The organism is Paenibacillus sp. FSL W7-1287, assembly GCF_038004245.1.
GTDB lineage: Bacteria > Bacillota > Bacilli > Paenibacillales > Paenibacillaceae > Pristimantibacillus > Pristimantibacillus camelliae.
On record NZ_JBBORD010000002.1, the window covers coordinates 103,997 to 122,687 of the forward strand.

An 18,691-nucleotide genomic window follows, 5' to 3' on the forward strand; every position below is an offset into this window, starting at 1 on the left:
AACAGCATGCGGCAACTTAAGGATTCATTTGGCAGAGTACATAATTATTTGCGACTATCAGTAACAGTTGTAATTTACGATGCCTATACTGCATGCAGGAAGAAGGTATGGAATTCGCTGCGTCAGAAACACTTCTTTCCTATAATGAAATGGACGTAAAGCCAGATCATGAGATGGCTGCATAGCTTAAATATGGCGTACTAAGCCACACACCAACAAGTCGGCGTATGTCGAAATTCGGTGGCTAGCAGCTCAGCGAAACAAATTGAGTGGACTTAAGCTATGGTGGAGAGGTGATTCAATGTCAATAAATGATGAATATGACACTGCTATTGAGGTTGTTATCTTCCATAGTAACGATCTACATAGTCGATTGGAGCAGGCTGCTAAAACGGCAACGATTATTGAACAGGGAAGACTTAAGTACGGGCCAGAGCAAGTAATAGCTGTAGATTTGGGCGATCATATGGATCGTGCAAGGATGGAGACTGAAGGAACGGATGGACTTGTTCATCAAGCAATTATAGAGGCTACTGCTTATGATGTCGTAACGCTTGGTAATAATGAAGGGCTGACTTTTTCTGCTGAGCAGCTGGATGCGGTATATAGTGACAGCTCATTTCAGGTAATCTGCTGCAATTTACATAAGCTTCATGGAGACAATCCATCATGGCTTTCTTCCTCTACGATTATCGAACGTGCTGGGTTGTCCGTTGGATTTATTGCTGCAACAGCAAACTTCTATCAGTTTTATGAATTGATGGGTTGGCAAACGACGGAACCGATCATTGAAATAAAAAAAGAGATTGAGCGAATACGGTCTTCTTGCGATGTTATTGTGCTCATGTCACATCTCGGCATTAAGTATGATGAACGTATTGCTGATGAGTGCGAGCATATTGATGTCATTCTTGGATCACACACGCATCATTTGTTTGATCCTCCAGAGCTTCGTAATGGTACCCTGATGTGTGCCGCTGGAAAATTTGGTTCCTATGTTGGTAAGGTAACCATTTCATATAATAAAGTGCTTCAAAAAGCAGTGATTACTGGTGAAGTCATTCCTACAGCCGCTTATCCAGAGAATGAACAGATTATGGATATTATTGCGCAAGGAAAACTAGATGCACAGAAGAAGCTGTCACGTGTTATTGAAGTACTCAAGGAACCGCTTGAGGTTAGTCATTATCGTGAGTCACCTCTTTCAAATTTACTAGCCATTGGTCTGCGGAGCTGGTGTGACGCCGAGATTGGTATTGTAAACTCGGGGCAGCTTCTAGGCAGCTTGGCGGTAGGGCCGGTAACGGCTGGAGAGCTGCATGCGATCTGTCCATCACCAATCAATCCATGTGTTCTGATGCTAAAAGGTAGCGAGCTTATACAGGCTCTTGAACAATCTTTGCTAGTGGAGTATCAGGATTTTAAGCCGAGAGGCTTTGGATTTCGTGGAGAGCAGCTTGGAATGTTAGCTGTCGATGGCTTAGAGGTGATATATGCTTTAGATAAACCGCCGCTTAACAGAATTCAATCTGTTTATGTCAATGGAGAAGCTTTAGAGCTGCAACGCTCGTACCGAGTTGCGAGTATCGACATGTTTACTTTTAAAGTGGGCTATACAAGCCTAGCAAATTTTGAAAATGCAACCTATTATTTGCCAGAGTTTATTCGAAATATTATGGAAGTAGAGCTAACCAACGCTGAGCATATTGAGCAAAGTAAAACAAAAAGATGGATAAGAAGCGAATAAACGTTAGATCCTATCATTCCTGCTCAAAAAATCTGATGCTAAATACCTAAATTATTTAAATTTATTTAGCAGGGTTGTGACATTATTCGAGTTCAGGTTAAAATTAATGTACAGTTAACAAACAGAAGGGATCAGAAGGATGCGTCTTCTTACTATCAAACAATGTAAACCGGGCATGAAGCTGGCGAAAAAAATTTTCACAGAAGATGGCATTGTGCTCCTTGGTGAAAATATGGAGCTTACAGCTAGATTGATTGCCAGATTAGAGGAGTGTAATGTACAGTACGTATATATTCATGATCCTCGCACAGAAGATATTAATAATGATACGTTAATTAGCGAAGAGACTTTTCGTGTTGCAGTAAAGGAAATACGTAAAAATTTTTCGTTAATGATGGAGCCAGTCTCTACGAATAAAGGGGCGACGAGACCTTTTATCGCTAAGCCTCTAAAGGATATGATGGGGCTTATTATTGATGATCTCTCTAGTAATAAGGACGCCATGATTATGCTGATGAATATGGGAATTGTAGATCATTACCTGTACCAGCATTCGCTGAACGTATGCGTCTATACGTCGCTACTAGGGATGAGCTACGGGTATTCTCGCGAAGAAACCATTCATTTAGGCCTTGGTGCATTGCTGCACGATATTGGAAAAACAAAGATTGACGTTGATATATTAAAGAAGCCGGATGCATTAACGAAGGAAGAATATGAGGAGATGAAGCTTCACACGAACAGAGGCTTCGAAATTTTAAAGGACGAGCCGAATTTGCCATTGTCTGTAGCGCACTGCGCTTTGCAGCATCATGAGCGACTGGATGGTAGCGGTTATCCAAGAGCATTAAAAGGCAACGATATTATGGAGCATGCGAGATGGATTGGTATTGTCGATTCGTACGATGCGATGACGACAAGTCGAGTATACAGCAGCCCCATGCTCCCTCATTTGGCGATGGAGCATCTATATGCTGGCTCTGGTACATTGTATGAGCAGTGGATGCTTGCTCATTTCCGAGATAAGGTCGTTATATATCCTATTGGCATTACGGTAAAGCTTAACTCAGGAGAAACGGCAGTTGTTGTTGACTATGATCCGAGCTATCCGCAACGGCCGATCGTACGTGTGCTTACGAACGAAATCGGCGAGGATCTGACAGTGCCTTACGAGATAAATTTGTCTCGTGAGCTAAGCACTATGATTGTAAAAGTGAATGACGCTGCTTTATGAGTTGGAAAGAAACCGCCTAGCGAGGCGGTTTTTCTTGTTGCTAAAATTGATTTCATTGATTCTAAGTAGGAAGAACTATACAATATACTTGTATTAATAGAATAATAAGGTGCGATTATATGATGACAAAAACAATAATTCCATTATCACCCAATAATGATCCGTGGGAAGCTATACACTCCTTAGAAAAATACGGGAAGCATCGCTTGACAAGCGTTGAAATGACCGTATCTAATCTGTGCAATATGCGCTGTGAGCATTGTGCAGTTGGAGACACGCTCGTGCTTAAGGAGCCAGAAAAGATACCGCTGGAGCTTATGTTGAAGCGTTTGGACGAAGTTAAGGAGCTTACAACCATTAGTATTACTGGTGGTGAGCCGACATTCATGCAAAAAACGGTAGATGAATATATTGTCCCGCTGTTGCAATATGCGAGAAGCAGAGGGATCTATTCACAGATCAATTCAAATGTGACGCTTCCTTTTGAACGATATGAGAAAATAGCGAAGTATTTAGATGTAATGCATATTTCGTTCAATTATACGGAAGCAAAAGACTTTCATGAGGTTGGATTTGCCAAATCTGGGCATCCTGTACCATTAGAGGTTGCACAGAAGCTGTATGAGCGAATGATTGATAATGCAAAGCGGTTAAGCGATGCAGGGGTGCTTGTGTCTGCTGAATCTATGATTAATTATCGTACACATAACAAAATTTCACGTATTCATGAGCTTATCGTGGAGATGGGCTGCCAGCGCCATGAGGTGCATCCGATGTATCCAAGCTCATTTGCAAAGGATTTGCCTGTATTATCTAAGGAGCAAATGCGCAAGTCGATTGAGCAATTGCTGGAAACAAGAGATCAAAGCGTATGGATGCTGTTTGGGACGCTTCCATTCTACCATTGCAGCTCGGACTCAGAGGAACGCAAGCTGCTTGCAAGATTGGCTAACGAAAAAAATGTTACGGTGCGCAATGATCCGGATGGTCGTAACCGTTTGAATGTAAATTTATTTACAGGAGAAGTTTTTGTAACTGATTTTTCAGATGTGCCTTCCTTCGGAAGTATATATGATTCTAACTTGGATGATATCTTTGATCAGTGGCAAATGCATAAGTTGGCACAAAGCGTCAATTGTCATTGTCCAGCAGTAGCCTGCTGTGGACCGAATTTGCTAGTTAAGGATATGTATTATAAAGATGTTGATTTCTTAGCACGTCAAGCGATTGTAGAATAAATAGTGAGGAAGTGATCTATTGACCGTTCGCGCAATGCTTTCCGTTGCAGTTGCACTTGGTTTGCTGTATTTGTCTTTTACAGCAGGAGCTCCGTTTTTATTGGCTCTCGTCGTTGCGATATTTTTAGAGCCTGTCAATTTATTTCTAATAAAACGGCTTCGATTAAATCGCCTAGTTTCTGCAATTATAACCTGCACGCTGTTTACAATCGGTTTGCTTGGGCTAATGTTTTTAATTGGTCTAAAGGTGCTCAATGAAGTGATTGCTTTCGTGGAGAAGCTGCCTCGCTATTTCTCTAATTTAAGTGTATTTGCTAATGACTGGTTATCTCAGCTGCGTAAAACGTATGAAAACCTTCCGCCTGAATCGGTTGAATCGATCGAACAATATGTGATGTCGCTGCTCGATTGGCTGACAAAACAAGCGATGGGTTTATCCGGCAGACTGGGCGGCGTAATATCTAGTGTACCGAGCCTGTTTATTTTTTTCATTGTGTTTATCGTTGCCGTATATATGTTTAGCTTTAGCTTGAATACCCTAAAGCAATCGGTGCTATCGTTTTTCCATGAAGGATCGAGAGATAAAGTTAATTCAGTGCTTGAAAGTCTTAGAAATTCAATCTTCGGGTTTTTACGCTCGCAATTGATTCTAAGTGCGCTTACTTATATTATTTCTCTAGTAGGATTACTTGTACTGCAAGTGAAATATCCGCTGGCTATTGCACTATTAATTATTATCGTCGATATTATGCCTATTCTTGGAACAGGCTCAGTGTTAGTACCGTGGGCGATCTACTGCATTTTTGTAGGGGATATATTTACAGGAATCGGTCTGTTGCTATTATTTATCGTAATAACGGTGTTCAGAAGAATTGTGGAGCCGAAGGTGCTGGGAGATTCTGTTGGCATTAGCGCCTTGTCAGTTCTTATAAGCTTATATGTAGGCTTGGAGCTTGTCGGCGTAATCGGAGTCTTTCTTGGACCACTCGTCGTCATTATTTACAAAGCCTGCAGACAAGCGGGTATTATACCAACGTCAATAAAGCTGTAAAGCTCACGAAGGACGGATCATAAAGGCGCAGCAACCACTGCTTGAACGAATGGAAATAAACGGTTGCTGCGCCTTTATATTTTCTTAGTTGATAACAATATATGGTATATTATTATTGTTTAACAAGTACATGCGAAAAGGAGTCATATTCATGAAGCCATCATTCCTTGCTTTGCTGCGCTACAGGCCCACCAAAATGATAGCAGCCTCAATTCTCGTTCTTATGAGTTTATGGATTGCATTGCCTGTCTTTGCACAGGAATCCGAAGCGGAGCCGCATGTTTCGATCCTCGTTCCGTTAATGGTCATTGGACTTTACTCTTTGTTTATAGTAACCGTTCATCACATGCTATTCAGAGATCAACAGCTGGTTGACCAAGCATGGCTAATGAAACGAAGAATGCTATTAAGCGGAGCATTAATACTTGGATTACTGATAAGGCTATTATTAGCAGCGTTCAATGAAGGCTACGTGAACGATTTGAACTTGTTTCATTATTGGGGTAACTATGCCTTTAATGAAGGATTACTTAATCTTTACCATGGTGATTTCTTTCTTGATTATCCTCCTGGCTATCTGTACGTGTTATATATTGTTGCTGCAGTGCAGAAGCTGTTCGGAATAACATATGGCAGTGCAGCATTTCTTATCCTGTACAAGCTTCCAACGATCATTGTTGATCTGTGTGCATCCTACTATATATACAAGCAAGCAAATAAAAAGCTTTCGTTCCCAGTCTCGTTCGGATTAATGATGATTTATCTGTTCAACCCTGTCGTATTACTTGATGGCGCCGTATGGGGACAGGTAGATTCTATTTTCACTTTTCTTATTATCATTAGTGTTGGTCTCTATACAGATGGGAGACTAGGTAAAGCATCCGTCATCTTTGCTCTTGCAGCGTTAACTAAGCCGCAAGCCTTTATTTTTATGCCAATTGTGCTGCTCGTTCTACTCTATAAAAAGCGCTGGAAAGCGGTAATAACGTGTGCTGCATGGGGCTTTGGTACGTTTTTGTTGCTTTCATTGCCTCTATTTCTTAAGGGCGGAGGACTATGGCAGCTTATAGACCTCTATCGCGGTACATTATCGTCCTATGCCTACGCCACTTTGAATGCATTCAATACATACATGCTGTTTAACCTTAATTGGGTCTCAACTGAGCATATAGCAGCTGGTGCTACGCTTGGATTCTATGGAATGATTGCTATTTTTGCTGCGGTTGCCTACGCTGCATTTATCGGAATTCGCAGTAAAGCAAAATCATCCTCATCGTACTTTATAGCTGCAGCTTTACTTATTATCGTCTTTATGTTTGTAACCAAAATGCATGAGCGTTATATGTTTGCAGCAATCGCTCTGCTCGTTATGGCTTTTATACAGAGTGAGGATCGACGACTACTCTACTTAAGCTATGGCTTTACATTTACGAACACATTGAATTTATATGTCGTACTTGAAGCCAGCAAGACGACAACCTTTATTCCATATGACGGAGTCGCAATTCTATGCTCTGTTGCAAATCTTGTAATGACTTTCGTGCTGCTCTATGTTGGTTACGATCTCTATGTGAAGGAGCGGGTGTTCAAGCTATTCGTACGTCATGAGCGAGAGCATCATCAGCATGCTCTGGAGCGTGTGCTTTCAGCTAGCTCTACAGATTCGCAGCAGAAGGATCGTGCTTGGTATAATATCGGTATGACTCGTAAGGATTGGATTATCGTGGCAAGTGTGACGGCTGTTTACACGATAATATCGTTGATTAACCTTGGTAGCACCAACGGACCGAAAACAGTGTGGCAGCCGGCGACCATTGAAGATACTATCGTGTTTGACCTTGGAGAATCCAAGCAGCTTCAGCGAGTGATCTCCTTCGGCGGTGTGGGGGATGGCGAATATCGATATTCTTTTTCAAACGACGGGGCAAGCTGGACCGACGAGCAAACCTTAATACATGATCATGTTGCTGTATTTTTGTGGAAAGAAGCGGATGTACAGGTTGCTGCACGCTATGTAAAGCTTCAGCCTGTTAAGCTTGGTTTTAGTTTACATGAAATGGGCTTTTTCGAGGTAGGCTCGCAAACCCCGCTGCCTGTACAAGTATCAACAGCATATGAGCCTCAAGGTGCAGCCCGCGGAGCGGCAAGCCATCTGATTGATGAGCAAAGCATTGTGCCTTTCCATCATACGTATAGTGTTGGCAGCTATTTTGATGAGATTTATCATGCCAGAACGGCATACGAGCATGTGGAAGGCATACAAGCCTATGAAAGCACGCATCCACCGCTTGGGAAAATATTGATTTCTTTAGGTGTACAGTTATTTGGTTTAAGTCCTTTTGGCTGGCGAATCGTTGGTGCGATATGTGGTGCGCTTATGCTTCCGATCATTTATCTAATGGCTAAAGCGATTCTGCGAAGAAGCGGGTATGCCGTGGGGGCAATGCTACTGTATGCCGTAGACTTCATGCATTTTACGCAGACGCGTATTGCTACGATTGATGTGTATGCTGTACTGTTCATTATGCTTATGTTTTACTTCATGCAACGCTATGCGAGCATGAATTTTTACAGAGATAGGCTACGCAAAACCTTTATTCCACTCGGCTTAGCGGGATTGTTTTTTGGTTTCGGTATCGCCTCCAAATGGATCGTGTTCTATGGGGGGGCAGGCCTTGCAGTGATGCTGGCTATCACGCTGCTCCAGCGCTACTTCGAGTTTCGAAGTGCCGGTGTACTGCTTCATGGACAGAACAGGAACAGCCTAGAAGAGAACGTAATCGCTCATGCGCAAGCAATACGTGCTAGATTTTTTCCGTACACGATTTCTACGATAACGATTTGCTTACTATTTTATATCGCAATTCCGCTTAGTATCTACGCCCTGGCGAATATTCCTGTGCTTAAGCCATTGGAGAGCGGCTACACGCTGAAAGCGCTAATCGATTATCAAGTAAATATGTACAATTACCATAGCAATCTTGTTTCGTCACATCCATTCTCCTCAACCTGGTGGGAGTGGCCATTTATGAAGCGGCCGGTGTGGTATTACCTTGATTCCGCGCCTATGGAAGGAATGCGCTCTACCATTGCAGCATTTGGTAATCCACTTATTTGGTGGTCAGGCTTGTTTACAATGCTGGCTACGACTGTAATAAGTATTAGAAGGAAGGATCAAGGTGCAATCATGCTAGTTATTGCGTACTTCTCGCAATATGTACCATGGATGCTCGTACCCCGCGAAACTTTCCTATATCATTATTTTGCTATGGTTCCGTTCATGATTGTTAGCATCATGTATGTATTTAAGTTGCTTGAGGAGAAATTTAAATGGAGCCGAAATGTGCGTTTAGGATACATTACTGCAGCTGTCGTGCTGTTTGCTATGTTTTATCCTGTGCTTTCAGGAATGCCAGCTTCAGAGGACTATATTGTTCATGTGCTGCGCTGGTTCCCTTCATGGTTATTTTAGAACAAACTTGAGCGAAGGAGTCTAATGATGTCACATGCGTTTATTAGTGTAATCGTACCGATGTACAATGAAGAGGAAGTAATCGGAACGACATTTAAACGGCTAAAAGAGGTAATGGATTCAACAGGTGATCGCTATGAGCTGATCTTTGTAAACGATGGTAGCAAGGATCGTTCGGCAGACATGATTCGAGAACTGTCTCGTAAGCATAAGGAAATTGTGCTCATCGACTTTTCACGTAATTTTGGTCATCAAATCGCCATTACTGCAGGGATGGATTATGCCCAGGGCGATGCAATAATTATCATTGATGCTGATTTGCAGGATCCACCAGAGATTATGCTGGACATGATTGCCAAATGGCGTGAGGGCTACGAGGTTGTATACGGTAAACGAATAAAACGCAAGGGAGAAACTTGGTTCAAAAAGACGACGGCTATGCTGTTTTATCGCACGCTGCGCGCGTTAACAAGTGTAGATATCCCAAGCGATACAGGTGATTTCCGCTTAATAGATCGGAAGGTTTGCGATGTACTGAAGGGGCTTAAAGAGAAAAATCGTTTTGTGCGAGGTCTGATTAGCTGGATTGGGTTTAAGCAGACGAGTGTAGAATTTGTTCGCGAGGAGCGCTACGCAGGTGTTACAAAGTATCCGCTTAAGCGTATGCTAAAATTCGCGCTTGATGCGATTACATCGTTTTCGTACAAGCCTTTGCGGATCGCTAGCTATATTGGATTTACGATTTCATTTGTCAGCTTTATATACTTGCTTATCGTCCTGTATCAGCGTCTCTTTACCGAATCAACAACTGCGGGCTGGGCAAGTATTGTTGCGATAAACCTGCTGTTTAATGGGATCATCCTCATTTTGCTTGGTGTGATCGGAGAATATATCGGTCGAATTTACGACGAAACAAAAAATCGTCCACTTTATATTGTGCGTGAAGCGGTAGGCCAGCAGCTAGACAGTGAGCATCATGCTCGTAAATCAGAGGATGAACGATGACTGAACAAGGTATGGTAAATGAGAAAGCTCAAACAAAACCGAATAAAGCGATTCGGCAATTTTTATCGTTCAGTATCATCGGTGTGCTGAATACAGCAGTAGACATTGCCGTATACTGGCTGCTGCTGCAGCTTTCTGTAGTGTATGTGCTGGCGAACATTGCTGCCTATGCTGCCGGGATGCTGAACAGCTTTATATGGAATCGAGCGATTACTTTTCGAACAAAACAGCGAGAAAAGCATGCTTTTGATGTAATCCTACGCTTTGTGCTGTGGAATCTGTTGTCTTTGCTGCTCTCAAGCTTGCTCATTACGCTGCTCATTGAAGGTCTACAGTGGCATGAGCTGTCGAGTAAGCTTGTCGCGACTGCATGCATTGTAGTGTTTCAGTTCATCGGAACGAAAAAATGGGTGTTTCGTCAGTAATTTGTCTAGCCTATTTTTTCTATATAGGTAACAATCCCCTTCAATGAGACATATTATATGTTGACTGTATCCCTTGACCTTGGTATACCATAACACCCTGGCAAGGAGGGCTGAAACACATTGAGGGACAACGACCATAAAAGCAAGTTTCTATTAACTCATCGTGAGCGCGAAGTATTTGAGTTGCTCGTGCAGGATAAAACTACAAGAGATATTGCCCAGCAGCTCTTCATTAGTGAGAAAACTGTACGAAACCACATCTCAAATGTGATGCAAAAGTTGAATGTGAAAGGTCGTTCGCAAGCAGTTGTAGAGTTAATTAAGTTGGGAGAGCTGAAGATTTAGTCGCTCTTGCCAGATTCTCTAACTCCTATCATTTGCCATGTGAATGCAAGGCTTGAGAGTTAATTAGCACATTCTTGTGCTAATTAAGCTCTCATTTTTTGTGTTGTTTTGAATATATGCTTGTCATATTAGTAGTTTTTGAGCCATAATACGAAGATAGTAACAATTTATCAGACCACATAACTAGGAATATGGTATTATGTTCTTTACGGGTTTAATTGCTATATACAGAAGGAGACACAATGCGTAGAAATATATGGTTAATTGCAATTAGCAGCATCGTCCTACTCGTCGTTGTTAACAATGTAGTATTTTTCTATATTACTCGTTACCTGCTGCAACAAGAGCTTGATCAGCAATTAATTTCTTTAAGTGCACAAGTTAGACAGGCTGCAGAGCAGAGACGGGTAGGACTTGACTTATTCGAGGAGCAGATCAGTCGAGAGCTGCGTGCGGCATCTATTGCAGCAAAGTACGCGCTGGATGAAGATGTTGAAAACATTACAGCTGAGCAGCTTGAAGCACTCGCTAAGGAACTGGACTTATCACATATTACACTATTAAAAAAGCTGGAAAACAACGACATTGTCTTATATCAATCATCTGATCCGAAGCAAATTAATAAAAGCACAGCATCGTGGGATCCTTGGCATCGTATTTTTCATGAATTATTCGAAATGAAAACGATTGATGAAGAATGGCTTGGAACGTCATTGCCGAATTTCTGGTCTGGTCCCTACGAGGTTTCATCCACGGATTACACGAATATTTACAAATGGGGCTACTTTTATGATGGTACAACCAATTACATGATAGACCCTTATATAGATTACACAGCAGTCAATACGTATAATGAGCTAACTGGCCTCGACCGATTGTTTGAGGATCTCGTACAATCCAATGAATCACTCTTGGAAATTAGTATAGTCAATCCGCTCACATTCCCAAATGATCAAGTGACCATTGAAGAGGATGGGAGTGAACGAAAGCATATTGTACAGCGTCCTGTGCTATATGGCAGCTATAATTATAAATCTAAGCATGATGAGCTGGATGTAAAAAAAGCGTTTAATAGTGGAGAACGAATTACACGTACAGAGAGAACTGCTAAAGCCTACACGTACAAGATGTTTATTCCTGTATCAGTTGAAGAAGAGCGTCTAGCAATGGTGGATGAGGAAGGACAGCCTATGGAAGGCTACGTTCTTGTAATCACTTCAAGCTACGAGCATATCGCTGAAAGCTTGAGAGAAAGTGTCGTTCGTGTTGCCTTAATGACGATATTGATTACATCCATTATGCTTCCTGCTGTTATTCTTGTCATGAATTACTTTAAAAATTTACGAGAAGAGGCAGTAAAAGTTGCTCAGGATACCTACATTGAAGAAATTAATGCATTGTTTCAATCGATACGTTCTCAGCGGCATGATTTTATTAATCAGGTACAAACGATTCACTCACTTATTAAGCTGAAGCATTATGACGAAGTAGAGAAATATGCGGCAGAGATTGCCGGTGAAATTCATTTTATTAATGATTATATTAATATTGGCAATCCAGCAGTAGCAGCTCTTATTCGATCCAAGCTATCTCAGGCTGAGGCTTATCATATTGAATTTACGCACGATGTAAAGGCGGTTAAGCTGACGGAGCTAGCGGGACAAGCGTTAGATATTAATCGTATTCTCGGTAATCTGATTGATAATGCCTTTGATGAGGTGTTGAAATACGAAGAGAGCGATCGGAAAATCTCGCTTTATGGACGGGAAGAGCAGCATACATTGCACCTGAAAATTAGCAACTATTGTGAAAACGCAAAAGAAAAAATAAATCTACCGCTATTCAAAAGCGGCTTCAGCACAAAGCTTGGAGAGCATCATGGCCTAGGCTTGTCTATTATCGAAAGTATTGTGAAGCAGTATAAGGGCGATATTCAAATGAGTGCACCTGACGATGAGACGATCGTGTTTGAAGTTAGAATTCCGTTGAAAACAAACTAATTGAATGAACGAGCACAGGTTTTTATTCTATAACCTGTGCTCGTTTTTTTATGAGCCTGCATATAGTATCCAGTATCACACCAATAGCATCTTAGTAGTGAAATTAATCACAATAGTATTTAATCAAGCAGAAAAATAAAAACATTCCCGAAATATTATAGTAGCCCCGTTTTTTTGATATAATAGATAGAATGGAGAGATATGAAGTGGGGTGACTCAAGAGGCGTGCAAATGTATAATCAGCTGTTAACTGCCTTTGATGAGCTATGTCAGGAGGGGCGATTTGCCGCTAACGTGAAACGTGCGTGGCAGTTGTTCCAGGCTGAAGCCGTGCAAAAAATAACGGTTTACTCAAAAAATATGATTAATGGAATTGTAAAAGATATAGAACTGCATGCTGTCGTCATTGATTCAGAAAACATTCGCTACAGCAGCTGTACCTGTCATCATAGTGAGTTTTGTGAGCACATTGGAGCTTTGTTTTTTCAATACTGTAAAGGTCTTGAGAATGGGAAAGTGTTAGCTGAGCAGGCTTATTTTCAATTGCTCGGTGTTACAAGAGCGTCTAAGTTCATTAAACCATCTGATTCGGAGCTGCTGATCAACCAGAATACGAACCCAGCTGAGCTGTTTCGGCTTATGCACGAGCAGTATGGAGATGACTGGAAAAAGTGCAAGCATTCATTCCATCCCTTATCTCAAACGCTAACGTCGATTAAAGGATTAGCTAAGGATAGTCCCTTTGAGGTTCAACAATTGCATTGGTGCGCGTCTACCTTGTATGTATTGTACCTAGGAGAACGTGCTTTGCAGGCTTCTGACAGCTTTAGTCGTTATTACCATGAAATGACCTTTAAGCGAATTGCAGAGCCATGGATTTCCAATTTAAATGACCTTCTGACTGAGATTAAAAGCAGCGAGCTTCAAACCTTTCAGCTTGCATGGGTAAAACAGCTGCTTGCCTTCGTATATGAATGTGCGGCGAAGTCTGAAAAGCCGACAATTGAGTGGGATTATATACACTATCATTTAATAAGCTTGCTTGCCGGCAATGCTGATCAAGAGCATGAATTTATAACATTATTCATTCGTAGACTTGATGCAGAACTGGGGCCATATATGCGTAATATGCTATACGGTTCACTTGCAGCGCTCAAGCTGTATGCTGGCGAGGATAAAGAAGCGATCAGCTATATAGAGCAATGTCAGTTTGAGAAAGTGCAGAGACTTATTTATCCGTATGTTGAAAGCAAAATGCTGGAGCAGCGATGGGATAAGGTGCAGCTGTGGATGGATATGCTGCTTCAACATTTCACTAATGGGAATCATCTGCGCTCGGTTGGACCATTTCTAGCACTTTGCCGAAAAGCGAGCCAGCTGCAGCCTGAAGATGATCGATGGCAAGCCATCATGCTGATGCTCCTGCCACATTCCTATTCAGCGCTTGCTGAGCATTATGCCGCTCATGGTAAGTATGATGCTTGGGCTGATCTACAGATGTATATGGGAAGGAAGCCAGAGGATTTTAAGGGCAATGAGCTGCAGAGCATTGAGAAGCATGCCCCAGAGGTCGTACTACCCATGTACCATCAAGCAGTAGAAGCAGCTATTCATACGAGAAACAGACAGGGATATCGAACGGCTGCTCGACATATGAAAAAGCTTCAAGCGCTTTATGAGCAATTAGGTAAGCAGATGACCTGGGACCGGTACTTTGAAGCTATGCAGTTAAAGTACAGTCGGTTGAGAGCATTTCAAGAGGAGCTATTGAAAGGAAAGCTAATGTAATGACAATAAGCAGTGGACTACAGTCTTTATCGATTGATGGGATATGGAGTACAAATGAAGAGGGTTATGGTGTCGTCTTACGTGTAGATGGCTGGCGCGAAGCTCCTTATGGACAGCTTAGAAGCTATTTATTCGGCTGGGATGCCCGTACATGGTATGGGACGGACATCGATGAGAGCAAGCTGAATGGAAGAACAATTTTAAGGCTTAGCCCTCTACAAGCATTGGAATTTTTAGCTGCACCTGGCTCATTGCGAATGGTTAAGCTCCGCCACAGTGAGCGTTTGCAGCTATTGAAAAATATGTCACACCTATTGATTGAGTGCTTGGAGCATGGAAGATTTGAGCCAGATGCTTCTACTTGGAGCGCGGAGAAGCCAGGCTGGAGAGCAGTATTTACGCCAGATCAACAGCAAAGCTGGGAGCAATGTCTTGAGTCGGCGAAAGCTTATGGCTTCGAGGGAGTCAATCAGTGGTTTAGTTTAGTCATCAATGAATTAATTGAAGTTCAGACTAATGTTAAGCAAAGCTGGAATGCTCTGCTCCATGAGGTTGGTGATGGCATGCTGCTAACGAAGGTTGTAGATGAGGAGGAATGGCTTACTGCAATCGGCTATAAGGAGGATACCCTTCCTTATAAGCTTGCCATTGCATTGCATGAACCGCTTGGCAGGTCAGGAAGCTGGGTGCTTCGAACCTCAATCTATGATGCGGATAGCGAGCAGTGGTATACCCTCACCTATAATAAGCTTGAACAACGCTGGCTAATGGAGCAGGCAGACGGAGTCATCATTGGTGTGCCAAGCCATTGGAAGGACACACTTGGAGATAAGCTGCAGCGTGAGAGGCTTAGATATGCTGAGGTTATGGGAGAGCAGCCACTAGTAGATGAGTACGGTGTCCTTCAGCAGCCAATGACTGAACAAGAGGCATGGACATTTCTAGAAACATCGAGCCAACAGCTTCTAGCAGCCGGCTGCAAGGTCATACTACCTGCATGGTGGGAAGGCATACGCAGCCGACGATTGAAGATAAAGGGGAAGGTTCGCCACTCCGTTGGTTCCGCAGCGGAGCCAATGTTCGGACTTGATCAAATCGTACAATTCGATTGGCGATTTGCGCTTGGTGATGCTGAACTAAGCGAAGAGGACTTTCTTAATATTGCGGCCAGTAACCGTCAGCTTATTCATATTGCTGACCAATGGGTTTATTTAAGCACAGAGGATCTTGCTCAAGTTAAAAAATGGCTAAAGCAGGTACATCGAAAGAAGGGTTTAACGTTCAGCGATGTGCTTCAAATGCATCTGAGGGGCGAGCATGCGGATTGGCTTGATGAGGATGCAGAATTTGAGCTGGAAACCGAGATTGAGCTTAATGATCATCTGAAGAGATGGCTATCGCAGCTGCAAAATGTTAGTGAAGTTCCTCTCATGGAAACGCCATCGTTGTTTTTAGGTGAGTTAAGGCCTTATCAGCAGCAAGGCTCATCCTGGCTATTGTTTTTACGTAGCTACGGTCTTGGAGCAGTGCTTGCTGATGATATGGGCTTGGGGAAGACGATACAGTATATGGCCTATCTAGCATCAATAAAAGAAAAGGGCCAGGCAATGGATACACCTTCTCTGCTTATCTGTCCAACCTCAGTCATCGGGAATTGGGAGAGAGAGCTAGAGCGCTTTGCACCTCATCTGAATGTTGTATTGCATTATGGATCAAAAAGGCCGAAGGCGGAGCAATTTTTTGATTCGATAAGGGGCGCAGACCTTGTTATTACCTCGTATGCATTAGCACAAATCGACAGTGAAGAATTACAGCAAATCAGCTGGGATTCGTTGTGCTTAGATGAAGCGCAAAACATAAAAAATGCGTACACTAAGCAGGCGATCGCTATTCGCAAGCTTCATGCCAAGCATCGCATTGCTTTAACAGGAACGCCGATGGAGAATAGACTAACTGAGCTGTGGTCTATTTATGACTTTATTAACCCTGGCTATCTCGGCAGTTTATATCAATTCCGCAAATCGGTTATCGCACCCATTGAGCGTGACAAGGATGCGAAAAAAATTGAAGCGCTCCAGCGCTGGGTTAAGCCGTTCATGCTTAGAAGGGTGAAGAAGGATCCGAACATCTCACTATCATTACCTGAGAAGCAGGAGAGCAAGAGCTTTATTCCGTTAACGAAAGAGCAGGTTTCATTATATGAGGGCATCGTTAGTGATCTGCTGAATAGGCTGGAGAAAGAAGGGCCAATGCAGCGTAGAGGATTAATTCTTGGTTCATTAACGAAGCTGAAGCAGCTCTGTGACCATCCAGCGCTTGTATTACAGAAGCAATCAAAACGACAATGGGAGATTACGCGATCTAGTAAACTAGAGCGACTTGTCGAGATTGTTGACCATATATACGAGCAGGAGGAGCGCTGTCTAATCTTTACACAATACATTGAGATGGGCGAGCAGATTCAAAAGATATTATCTCAGCGCTACGAGCTAGAGGTGCCTTATTTACATGGAGCGGTGCCGAAGCAAAAGCGTGACGATATGATTGCCGCTTTTCAAAATGAGGAGCTCCCTCATGTTGCCTTTGTACTAAGTCTTAAAGCAGGCGGAACGGGCTTAAACCTCACTGCAGCCAATCATGTGATACACTTTGATCGCTGGTGGAATCCTGCTGTAGAAAATCAAGCGACGGATCGTGCATTTCGGATTGGTCAGAAAAGACAAGTGCAGGTGCATAAATTTATAACGATAGGTACGCTTGAAGAAAAAATTGACGAAATGATCGAAGGAAAGCAGCAGCTTAACGATCAAATTGTACAGCAGTCAGATCAATGGATAACCGAGCTGAGCACAGATGAGCTAAAGGATTTGTTTACGCTAAGGAACAATTGGCTGAAGGAGTGACGTACGCGTGAAGAAGCAGGAGGAACATGCAGCGAATCATATCGCGCACGCCTTGAAGGAAATAGAGCAAGCGAATACTGCAACGAGTGAAGAGATCAGTTCAGTGCCAGTGCAGGTCGATGCTGATCAGGAGGAAGCTCCGCCAAAGACTGGAAGCAAGCAATGGAAAGCATTCTATCAGAGGGTTTCCGAATATGCAAAGGAATTGCGCGAGAGTAGAAAGTAAATGTATGAACAAGGAGGGGACAGAAGCTAGAATGGCTTTTGTCCCCTTTACTGCTTTAATACCAATGATTACCGCATCACGTGATCAAAGGTCAAATCATGCAATATATAGGCAAGGAAGAAAATGACCGATGGGTTCTCATAGCGATGTTGAATATGGGTAAGCTGCTGCTCGTATTTGGACGCGTAATGAGGATTGTTACGTATCTCAAGATTGCTTTTAATGAGTGCATCGATTTTATCTGCGATGTCAACGAGTAGTCCCTCGTAGGTGTCGTCCTTCGCATAGACTAAAAAGTCCATCATATCCTCGATCATAAAGCTAGGCAGCTCATTGACCATATCTCTTGCAACTTGAGCCTCGAACTGCGCGAAGGCTTCCTTCACATCGACAGAGGAGTGCTTAATTGGCGATGCAACATCTCCACTTACACCTTCGACGACATCATGCATGATCGATTTGCCGAGCAAACTGTATAAATTGATATCCTCGATCTTATATTTTTCTTTTTCCAGATGAGCATGAAACAATGCAATAGCTGCTACACGGAAGCTATGCGTTGCATCGTTATCAGGGATGAGATTAAAGCTGCCACCCCAGCGCTCGATCATATCAAGATTAAGTATATAATCTAAAAATTGGGCGACACCTTGATCCTGCTCCATGGCATGTAACAGCCAACGGACCGAATCATAGCTGCTCGATACTAGCTGCGTTCTCAGCTCTTCGTAGCGGGCTGTAAAATACCCTCCTTGCTGCAGCTCGCTTTCGCGCTTGCAAAACAGCATCGCATCAAAGGAATCAATGTCACGAACTAGTCCTCCAGTATAGCTCGCATCTTCGGCTTGGACGATATACTGTGTAAAGGAATATTGAAGTGATTTTGATAAATGACTGACAAGCTGCTGATTGACCTCACTCTCAAGTCTTTGGATATGTGCAATCAGTGTCTTCTCTTTTTTTGTTACATATTTAATAGACCCTGTAACTGTCTCGTTCAGATCATGAAGTAAAGCTTTACCTATTAATTCCGCAGGAGATATTGCTTTCATTAACAAACGTTGCTCAATAATGCTAATGAGAACGGCAATTGCAGCGCAACGGAAGCTGTGACTGGCTGCATTGTCCTGGTGTCTTGGTGAATATTCCTGCCAACGTCGAACATATTGCATCTGGAAAATAGATTTGTAATAATGACTATTGTTCATAATACACCTCATCCTTTTCATCTGAACAAACGATACATATGTATTTATG

At 42.6% G+C, this 18,691-nt stretch carries 13 protein-coding genes and 1 pseudogene; 13 read left to right on the plus strand and 1 reads right to left on the minus strand.

Annotation, left to right across the window (positions count from 1 at the left end):
- Window positions 1-6: 6 nt before the first annotated feature.
- The 13 genes and pseudogenes from NSQ99_RS20595 to NSQ99_RS20655 form a co-directional block, all read left to right on the plus strand.
- A pseudogene (locus tag NSQ99_RS20595) lies at window positions 7-152 on the plus strand (GTP 3',8-cyclase MoaA); the annotation flags it as partial.
- A 149-nt stretch (window positions 153-301) separates the two neighbouring features.
- Window positions 302-1,747: a bifunctional metallophosphatase/5'-nucleotidase gene (locus NSQ99_RS20600; protein ID WP_340838917.1), complete on the plus strand. Its 1,446-nt coding sequence runs from the start codon at window positions 302-304 to the stop codon at window positions 1,745-1,747.
- Between the two features lie 175 nt (window positions 1,748-1,922).
- On the plus strand, window positions 1,923-2,981 hold the full coding sequence (locus NSQ99_RS20605) for an HD-GYP domain-containing protein (protein WP_340838918.1): 1,059 nt from the start codon (window positions 1,923-1,925) through the stop codon (window positions 2,979-2,981).
- 119 nt (window positions 2,982-3,100) lie between these two features.
- Window positions 3,101-4,219 (plus strand): radical SAM/CxCxxxxC motif protein YfkAB, encoded by a 1,119-nt coding sequence (yfkAB, locus tag NSQ99_RS20610; RefSeq protein WP_251670265.1) that lies wholly within the window; start codon window positions 3,101-3,103, stop codon window positions 4,217-4,219.
- Between the two features lie 19 nt (window positions 4,220-4,238).
- The gene (ytvI, locus tag NSQ99_RS20615; protein WP_251670267.1) at window positions 4,239-5,270 is read left to right on the plus strand and encodes a sporulation integral membrane protein YtvI; all 1,032 of its coding nucleotides are present in this window, start codon (window positions 4,239-4,241) and stop codon (window positions 5,268-5,270) included.
- 151 nt (window positions 5,271-5,421) lie between these two features.
- Window positions 5,422-8,742 carry a phospholipid carrier-dependent glycosyltransferase gene (locus NSQ99_RS20620; protein ID WP_340838919.1) on the plus strand — a complete coding sequence of 1,107 codons (3,321 nt, stop codon included), beginning with the start codon at window positions 5,422-5,424 and terminating at the stop codon, window positions 8,740-8,742.
- A gap of 24 nt (window positions 8,743-8,766) precedes the next feature.
- Window positions 8,767-9,747 carry a glycosyltransferase family 2 protein gene (locus NSQ99_RS20625; RefSeq protein ID WP_432806955.1) on the plus strand — a complete coding sequence of 327 codons (981 nt, stop codon included), beginning with the start codon at window positions 8,767-8,769 and terminating at the stop codon, window positions 9,745-9,747.
- The gene (locus tag NSQ99_RS20630) at window positions 9,744-10,172 is read left to right on the plus strand and encodes a GtrA family protein (RefSeq protein ID WP_251670271.1); all 429 of its coding nucleotides are present in this window, start codon (window positions 9,744-9,746) and stop codon (window positions 10,170-10,172) included. The genes NSQ99_RS20625 and NSQ99_RS20630 overlap by 4 nt, the downstream gene beginning before the upstream one ends.
- A gap of 120 nt (window positions 10,173-10,292) precedes the next feature.
- Window positions 10,293-10,517: a helix-turn-helix domain-containing protein gene (locus NSQ99_RS20635; protein WP_251670273.1), complete on the plus strand. Its 225-nt coding sequence runs from the start codon at window positions 10,293-10,295 to the stop codon at window positions 10,515-10,517.
- A gap of 242 nt (window positions 10,518-10,759) precedes the next feature.
- Entirely contained in the window at window positions 10,760-12,517 is a 1,758-nt protein-coding gene (locus NSQ99_RS20640) for a sensor histidine kinase (RefSeq protein ID WP_340838920.1), read from the plus strand.
- A 231-nt stretch (window positions 12,518-12,748) separates the two neighbouring features.
- Entirely contained in the window at window positions 12,749-14,305 is a 1,557-nt protein-coding gene (locus NSQ99_RS20645) for a hypothetical protein (protein WP_340838921.1), read from the plus strand.
- Window positions 14,305-17,208 (plus strand): DEAD/DEAH box helicase, encoded by a 2,904-nt coding sequence (locus tag NSQ99_RS20650; RefSeq protein WP_340838922.1) that lies wholly within the window; start codon window positions 14,305-14,307, stop codon window positions 17,206-17,208. Before NSQ99_RS20645 ends, NSQ99_RS20650 begins: the two co-directional genes overlap by 1 nt.
- Window positions 17,209-17,215: 7 nt before the next feature.
- On the plus strand, window positions 17,216-17,434 hold the full coding sequence (locus NSQ99_RS20655) for a hypothetical protein (RefSeq protein ID WP_340838923.1): 219 nt from the start codon (window positions 17,216-17,218) through the stop codon (window positions 17,432-17,434).
- 68 nt (window positions 17,435-17,502) lie between these two features.
- On the opposite strand, the gene NSQ99_RS20660 is transcribed toward NSQ99_RS20655, so the two are convergent.
- Window positions 17,503-18,642, minus strand: a complete 1,140-nt coding sequence (locus NSQ99_RS20660; RefSeq protein WP_340838924.1) for a YfbR-like 5'-deoxynucleotidase — start codon at window positions 18,640-18,642, stop codon at window positions 17,503-17,505.
- Window positions 18,643-18,691 lie beyond the last annotated feature (49 nt).